We start from the raw sequence: 6,737 nt of genomic DNA, 5'->3' as shown, positions 1-6,737 counted from the left end.
CCTCGCGCACATTCATCAGACCGCGCCGATCCGATGTCCATGTTGTCGGTGCTGGCTCGTCCCGCGCAGGCGGGAGTAGAACTGCCAAAGTAGTGGGTGGAGGGATCGTCGCTCATCAGCCAGTGCATGCGGTTGAAGGGGTACCAGTAGAGAGGGATCGGAGGTAGATTGTGTCGATAGAGGGATGATGCTTCGGAGTCTAAAATAAGTGGCGCCAAGGACGAACGTTTCATACAAGCCTGTTATCTCGCGCATTCCCTCTACCTCATATAGCTGGGTTGATCCCGAGGGTGATGGCAAACTTATCCGGACCAGCTTTGAAGCTGGTGGCAATCCCTATGTTTGGACAGCAGAGCGCGTAAAGGCTAACGACGATATTTGTCTGCACATTGGTCAGAAATATGGCTGGCAACCCACAGCGAGCGTGTTTTTCATCAAGTTCGATAATGCCTTCAATCAGATTCCGAACCTTGACGGACCTCCCAGGGACTTCGCAAAAACGACGCAGAAGGATCTTGATCTCGGCAAACGCTGGAATACCCGCGGCTCGATCAATGCTCTTTTCTCACATGTGACAAGTGCAACGCTGAGCTTTATGGAGTTACACGAGCAAAGGGTGGTATTTGCTGTTGGGAATGATGAAAATCTTCATGAATACTACAAGCAAACATTCGTTGCAAATCCTCGACCTGATATCGGCATTGCTGTTGACGAGATGGCGGGTGAGGAACTATATTTGCCCCACGACAGTTATCTGGTACTGCGATGTGTGTAGGAGTTGATCATGGGTGAGATGACGACACGATCCAAAGCGGATGCCATACGTGCACACCGCGAGCGGTGCGTTGCCCTCCTCCGCCAAGGCGCCATGACCGTCGACGACTATCTGACGCAGGTTTGCGGCATTACGGGCACGCCGTCGCCGCAGCTGCGAGCAGCAGTGATGGCGCAGATAAGCGCTTGATCAAACTGTAGGACCAAACAAATAGCAAAGCGCCCCGCGATCGGCTTTCGATCGCGGGGCGCTTTTCGTTTAGCTATGCGTGTACGTACACGCAAACATCCCGTCGGCACCCCGCACCACCTTCAGCCCTGACGCCTCCAGCCCACGCGTCAGCAACTCGCGGACATGGGAGGGGTAGGTGACGCCCTTCACGCTGTCCGGCACCGTGTTGAGCACCGCCAGCATGGCCGCCACCAGCGGGCAGCGCTGGGCGCCCGGTGGCGTGACCCACGTCGAAGGCGCCCTTGTCGAAGGAGGCCAACGGGTGATTTATCGCTTTTTCAGTCTCACCCCGGCCCCTTCGCCGTTCTCTGCAATGAACAGCACGCCGGCCGACTCCAGGGCGGTGCGGATCGCCTGCAGGTTGGCAGCAGTTGGCGTCCGTCGACCCTTCTCGAAATCTCGGACAGTGCTCAACCCGACGCCAGCTCCGTCGGCGAGCTGTTGCTGGGTCCAGTCGAGAAGGCCGCGGGCGGCGCGGCTTTGCTCCGGTGTAATCATGGCGTCCATGATCCAACGACCACCTGAAGGCGTCAACGTTTTTCGTTGACCAGAGCTAGAGTCAACGAATATCGTTGAGGTGGTGATGGATCACGCCACCGCGTGAGCTGCACCGGCCAACCGAATCGACATTGCCGCTGAAGGAAGCTGAATCATGACCGATTCACGCGACGCCACCCCCTTACCCAATCGCAGGACCGTGCTGATCGCCTCGGTCCTGCCGCTGGCACCCGGCCCGTCCGCGGTCCAAGGGGCTCGAGGCGATCAGGCAATTTTCAATCTGATCGACGCGATTGGGGAATTGCGCCGCCAATCTCGCGCCGCCCAGTCCCGCGCTGAAATGCGCCGGCTTGCCCTGGAGGCCGCCGGCAGAGCCGACGGGGTGGAGCATGGGGATCCTGAGTGGCTCCGCGAGATCCGCCTGTCCGATATGATAGACGCGACAGTGAGCGATCATGCGGACGCCTTAGAGCGCATACCCGCCGCCGGGCTGGCCGGTGTCATAGCTAAGCTTGAGTTTGCGGTTGCCGAGGAGGACGCGGCGCCAATGGTGGCGTCGGCGCTTGAGGATCTGCGGCGGATCGCGGTGAGTAGTAAGGGCTGAGTAAGGTGAGATCCAAGAGCAAGTGCGCTCTTGACGTAATGACGTAATGACGAAAGTCCCGAAGAAAGCTTGGCTGTGACAGCCTTTCATAATGGCTTGGAGAAAATCTGCGCTGATCCATTAAATTCTCATTTACTCCGATCCTCTCCCAGCTATCTTTAAACAAGCCGCTCCGCACGATGTTTGGAGGTGTCGCGATGCATGCCTTAGGTGGCGATCTTATCCAAAAGGAGGAAATAGTTGCCGCAGGAATTGTCGGCTCTATTTCGACGCTCTACCGTCTAATCGAGAATGGAAAATTCCCACCAGGAACGAAGATTGGTGCAAAGCGCTTCTGGCGTCGTCAGGAAATCGAAGCGCTGTTCGTCAAGTCGACGGCCTAACAAAGTTTATCTAACCCAAAAATTTGCGCAAACATCAACACGCCCCTTCGGCGTGAATGCCGGATCTTTGCCTAGGGGGGAATAATATGCAGGTTTCCGCTCAGACAGCTTTAGAGGTTTCCACCCTGGACGGCATCGGCGGGGTGCTGGCAGATTGGATGACAGCAACTGTACCGGTGGCATGGGCTCCCGATCTGTCGACCCTGGCCGCCGCGTCGGTGCTCGGCGCGCTGTATGCCGGTCGCTACTTCGGCGATGACCGCATCACCACGCAGATTTACACGCTCGGCACGACGACGGACTTCGATGCCCTGGATCACATCGCGACAGTGACCCACGCACTCAACGCGGCAATCCCCGCCGGGCAGCCGCCACGTGCGCAACTGTCGGTGTGGCGCGAATTCGAAGAAGCCACCAGAACAAGTCGGTCAGCAGAGGCCGACATCTACACACAGGCTGTCGCGGAATGGTCTCCCACCTTCGGGCGCGACTCGGTTCTTTTTCTGGCTGATACCTCCGACCTGAAATCGGGGGCGACCATCGCGTCTCGGGACACGGCGCGCGGATGGTGGGTGCGCGAACTATTGGCACGGTTCGTCTTCGTTCCCGCTGCCAGCGGCAAGGACGACGAACCTCCCGATGTCCCCGCCGATCTGCCGGACGAGGTAGCACGGGCTCTGCACCTGCACGGCCGCTTGGCACGAGGCGGCGTGGTGCGGGCCGGAACGAATGCGTCCGATGCCTTCGCCGACGCCCGGCAGGCGTGGCGGGGGCGTGGCCCGCTGTGGGCGCACGCCGAAACCAACGCGCTGAAATTGGCCATGATTCGCGCGATCGCCGCCGATCCGCTGGAACCCATCATGCGGCAGGACGACGCCGATTTCGGCATCCGGATCGTCTCGCGCGGCATTGAGGCGCTCGAAGCGCTCATTGCCGCGCGCTAAACCACCCCGCATCCGCACCAGGATTTCCCATGGTCACCCCTCCGACCCAACCCGCCGACACCGTCACCATTCTCGAATGCACCGAAGAACACCGGGCCACGAAGCGGATCCGGCTGGGCCCGGGAGCCATGGGCACCGTGATCGACGGTTACGATGCCGGAACGTGGTTCATGGCCCGCGAAGTGCCGGTGAACAGCTTCGACGACCTGGCTGCCCTCCTGCAGGAGAACAGCGCCAACCCAAAGGCGTTCGTGATCCGCGGGGCGTCGAGCGGAGCCTGGAGCCTCGAATACCCGGTCCGGCGCACCAGCATCTCCAAGCCCATGCAGCCGGCGGCCTTCCGCGTGCAGCCGCGCCGGTGGCTGGCGATCGACATGGACAAGGTGCCCATGCCGGCCGGGACCGACCCGGTCAGCGACCCGGACGACGCCATTGAGTACCTGCGCGGCCGGCTACCCGACGAGTTCGAGCCTGCCAGCTGCTGGTGGCAGTGGACGAGCGGCCAGGGCTTCAAGGGCGACACGCTGAACGCACGCCTCTGGTTCTGGCTGGACCGTCCGCTGAACGACGTCCAGCTGCGCACCTGGGCGCGCGAGCAGGATCACATCGACGCCGCGCTCTACAATGCGGCCGAGCCCCATTACATCGCCGCGCCGATTCTCGGCCCGGGCGTGCGTGACCCGTTGCCGCGCCGGAGCGGCGTCTACCGTGGCGAGACGGACGAGGTGTCGCTGCGGCTGCCGGACGTGACGGAGGTCGCGGCGCGCGAGTGGACGCAGCGGCTGGCCGCCGACGGCGGGACGGAGGTCGCGCTGCACGAGGTGGTCGACTACCTGAACGCCATTCCGAACCAGGACCTGCACTATGACGAGTGGCTGTCGGTCGGCTCGAAGGTGAAGGCCGCGGTGGGCGACGCCGGTGAGGACGCTTTCGTCGAGTGGTCGGCCCGGTCGAAGAAGCATGACGACGACGTGGCGCGCCGGAAGTACCGAAGCCTCCAGGGCGGCGGATCGCCGTTGGCGCTGTACCTGATGGCGCGCGACCACGGATACACCTTCGACCACGTCTTCGATCTGGCGGCGATCCGCGTGAACGCGCTCAACCGCGCTGCCAGGAACCGGGGCAATGGCGTGCATCTGATCGAGCTACCGGCGGGAGCCGATCGGGGAGAAGACGATTGGGTCATGGAGGATCCCGCTCCATCCACCTGGACTGGTGTGGCGTCACCGACCGAGACGCAACCAGCCCCGCCTGCGGACACCGACCCCATCCTACCGCCGGAATGCTACGACCTGGGCGGCATCGGGGGGGTGATGGTGGATTGGATCAACCGGACGGCCCGAAAGCCTCAGCCTGAGCTTGCCATCCTGAATGTACTAGCGGCGCTGGGAGCGGTGTATGGCCGGCGATACAAGACGGACACAGAGATCCGCACCAACCTGTTCACGCTCGGCATGGTCCAGACGGGGGCCGGCAAAGACCATAGCCGGAAGCTGATCACCAAGCTGTTCATGTCCGCCGGGCTGGGGCGGCTGCTGGCTGGCGATGACGTGCATTCCGGCAGCGGCGTCATGCGCGCGCTGGCCGAGCGGCCAAGCTGCCTTGCACAATGGGATGAGTTTGACGAGCTATTGCAGCGGATCGCCACGGAAAAGCAGAGCAGCGGGATCAAGAAGAAGCTGTTGCAGGCGTATAGTTCGTCCAGCGGGGCTATGTTGGGGGCCGAGTATGCCGACGCGAAGATAGCACGCGTTGACGTGATGGAGCCGCATCTCAACCTGTACTGCACCGCCACGCCCGACGGCGTGTTCAACACTCTGTCCAGCAAATCCGTTGTCGATGGATTCCTAAACCGCTTTATTGTCGTCACGGCGCGGCGCGCGGCGCGGCAGTCCAAGATCGCCGATTCGACTCCGCCCGGGTGGCTCTTAGAGGAGATGAAGCATCACGCCGGGGCCAAGCCCGAGGGGGCAGGCAATCTGGTTGGCGTCATGGCGACGCGGGCGGACATCGCGCCGACGTACACCATCGTCACCACCGACCCGGCCGCCACCGACATGTTGGACGATGCCGAGGATTGGCAGGATGAGCAGCTTGCCGGGGCGGATCCGGCGCGGGACCTGTATGGCCGGCTCCGCGAGAATGCGAACAAGGTCGCGGCGATCCGGGCCATCAGCCGCGACCCGATCGCGCCGCGGATCACGGCGGAGGACGCCCGATACGGTCTGGCGCTGGTGGGACACTCCGCCGAGCGGTTGGCGGAACAGGTTAAGCATCGCGTCGCCGACGGGCCGCGCGAAGCGCTGGTGAAGAAGGTGCGGCGACTAATTGAGGCCGCCGGGGTAGATGGGATCCCTATGGCCGAATTTACGAAGCGGATGTGCGATGTGGACCCACGGGTGCGTCGTGGCATTCTGGACGATCTTGCCGCTGCCGGCGAGATAGAGGAGGCGACGACGCGCAACGGCGGGAGGGGGCGACCCAAGACGGTTTTGAGGGTGGTGGCGTAACCGATGCCGCCCTCATGGCCCGGCCTCGCCCAGTCCCATTTACTATTTACTGACGGTATTTTCTTCGGGTTGGAAATTAGGCCGAATCTGCCTTGCAGAACAATGCATTAGGGGGTGAGGCGATTTTCTTCATCTTTTTCGGGCGGTCCATGGGGTGGGGTGCCCTCTCTTGGGGTGTGGAGAGGGGAAGTGGGGGGTGCCGAAGAAAAGAAGAAAATAGGAGAGACTATAAAAAACACATGTAATACAACAACTTACGCGGCCGATTTTCTTCGGATCTTGGACCCGAAGAAAATCCGAAACAAATCCGGTAATTCACCACCCCGCCGCCCGCTGGGCGCCTCCGGGATCTGGCGCCAAGGATGACAAGGGCCGTCGGCGTTATCATCCAGCTTAACTTAAGCCCTGCCGAAAATCCGTTTAGCTCACCGGTTAAATTTATGAGAGACCACGGCTAACCCGCCCGGAGGAATCCAGGGCGGATTTAATTTTATCGGAGGCTGAGCTTGGGCGCCACCATCTTAACGGGCGACGTGCTGGACTGCTTGCCGACGATCGCCGATGCGTCGGTGGATGCGGTGCTGTGCGACCCACCGTACGGGCTGAGCAGCCGTGCCGGCCGCGCAAGCGGGGCTTCATGGGTCGCGGGTGGGATGCCTGGACGCTTGGCCCGGAGTGCTGGCGGGAGGTGCTGCGCGTCCTACGGCCCGGAGGACACGCGCTGGTGTTCGCGGGCACGCGGTCGATGGACCTGATAGCACTTGCATTGCGACTGGCGGGCTTCGAGGTGCG

At 61.9% G+C, this 6,737-nt stretch carries 7 protein-coding genes; 6 read left to right on the top strand and 1 reads right to left on the bottom strand.

Annotated elements, in window-relative coordinates; all coding sequences use genetic code 11:
• The first annotated feature begins 208 nt into the window (after positions 1–208).
• Together J2850_RS30630 and J2850_RS30625 are read left to right on the top strand one after the other, a co-directional pair.
• Complete coding sequence (locus J2850_RS30630) at positions 209–775, top strand: hypothetical protein (protein ID WP_209991072.1); 567 nt, start codon at positions 209–211, stop codon at positions 773–775.
• A gap of 9 nt (positions 776–784) precedes the next feature.
• Entirely contained in the window at positions 785–964 is a 180-nt protein-coding gene (locus J2850_RS30625; RefSeq protein ID WP_209991070.1) for a hypothetical protein, read from the top strand.
• A gap of 309 nt (positions 965–1,273) precedes the next feature.
• On the opposite strand, the gene J2850_RS30620 is transcribed toward J2850_RS30625, so the two are convergent.
• Positions 1,274–1,513: a helix-turn-helix domain-containing protein gene (locus tag J2850_RS30620; protein ID WP_209991067.1), complete on the bottom strand. Its 240-nt coding sequence runs from the start codon at positions 1,511–1,513 to the stop codon at positions 1,274–1,276.
• Positions 1,514–1,658: 145 nt separating this feature from the next.
• On the opposite strand from J2850_RS30620, the gene J2850_RS30615 reads away from it, so the two are divergent.
• From J2850_RS30615 to J2850_RS30600, 4 genes are all read left to right on the top strand, one after another.
• The gene (locus tag J2850_RS30615) at positions 1,659–2,108 is read left to right on the top strand and encodes a hypothetical protein (protein WP_209991065.1); all 450 of its coding nucleotides are present in this window, start codon (positions 1,659–1,661) and stop codon (positions 2,106–2,108) included.
• A gap of 179 nt (positions 2,109–2,287) precedes the next feature.
• Positions 2,288–2,491, top strand: coding sequence for a helix-turn-helix transcriptional regulator (locus J2850_RS30610; protein WP_209991063.1), 204 nt, complete (start codon positions 2,288–2,290; stop codon positions 2,489–2,491).
• An 86-nt stretch (positions 2,492–2,577) separates the two neighbouring features.
• Complete coding sequence (locus tag J2850_RS30605) at positions 2,578–3,435, top strand: hypothetical protein (RefSeq protein WP_209991060.1); 858 nt, start codon at positions 2,578–2,580, stop codon at positions 3,433–3,435.
• Between the two features lie 29 nt (positions 3,436–3,464).
• A complete protein-coding gene (locus J2850_RS30600) occupies positions 3,465–5,945 on the top strand; it encodes a PriCT-2 domain-containing protein (RefSeq protein WP_209991058.1) in 2,481 nt (826 codons plus the stop codon).
• Positions 5,946–6,737 lie beyond the last annotated feature (792 nt).

The sequence above is a fragment of the Azospirillum picis genome (assembly GCF_017876115.1).
GTDB lineage: Bacteria > Pseudomonadota > Alphaproteobacteria > Azospirillales > Azospirillaceae > Azospirillum > Azospirillum picis.
Note: the sequence above shows the minus strand (reverse complement) of the source record. Positions and strands in the feature narration are given on the sequence as shown.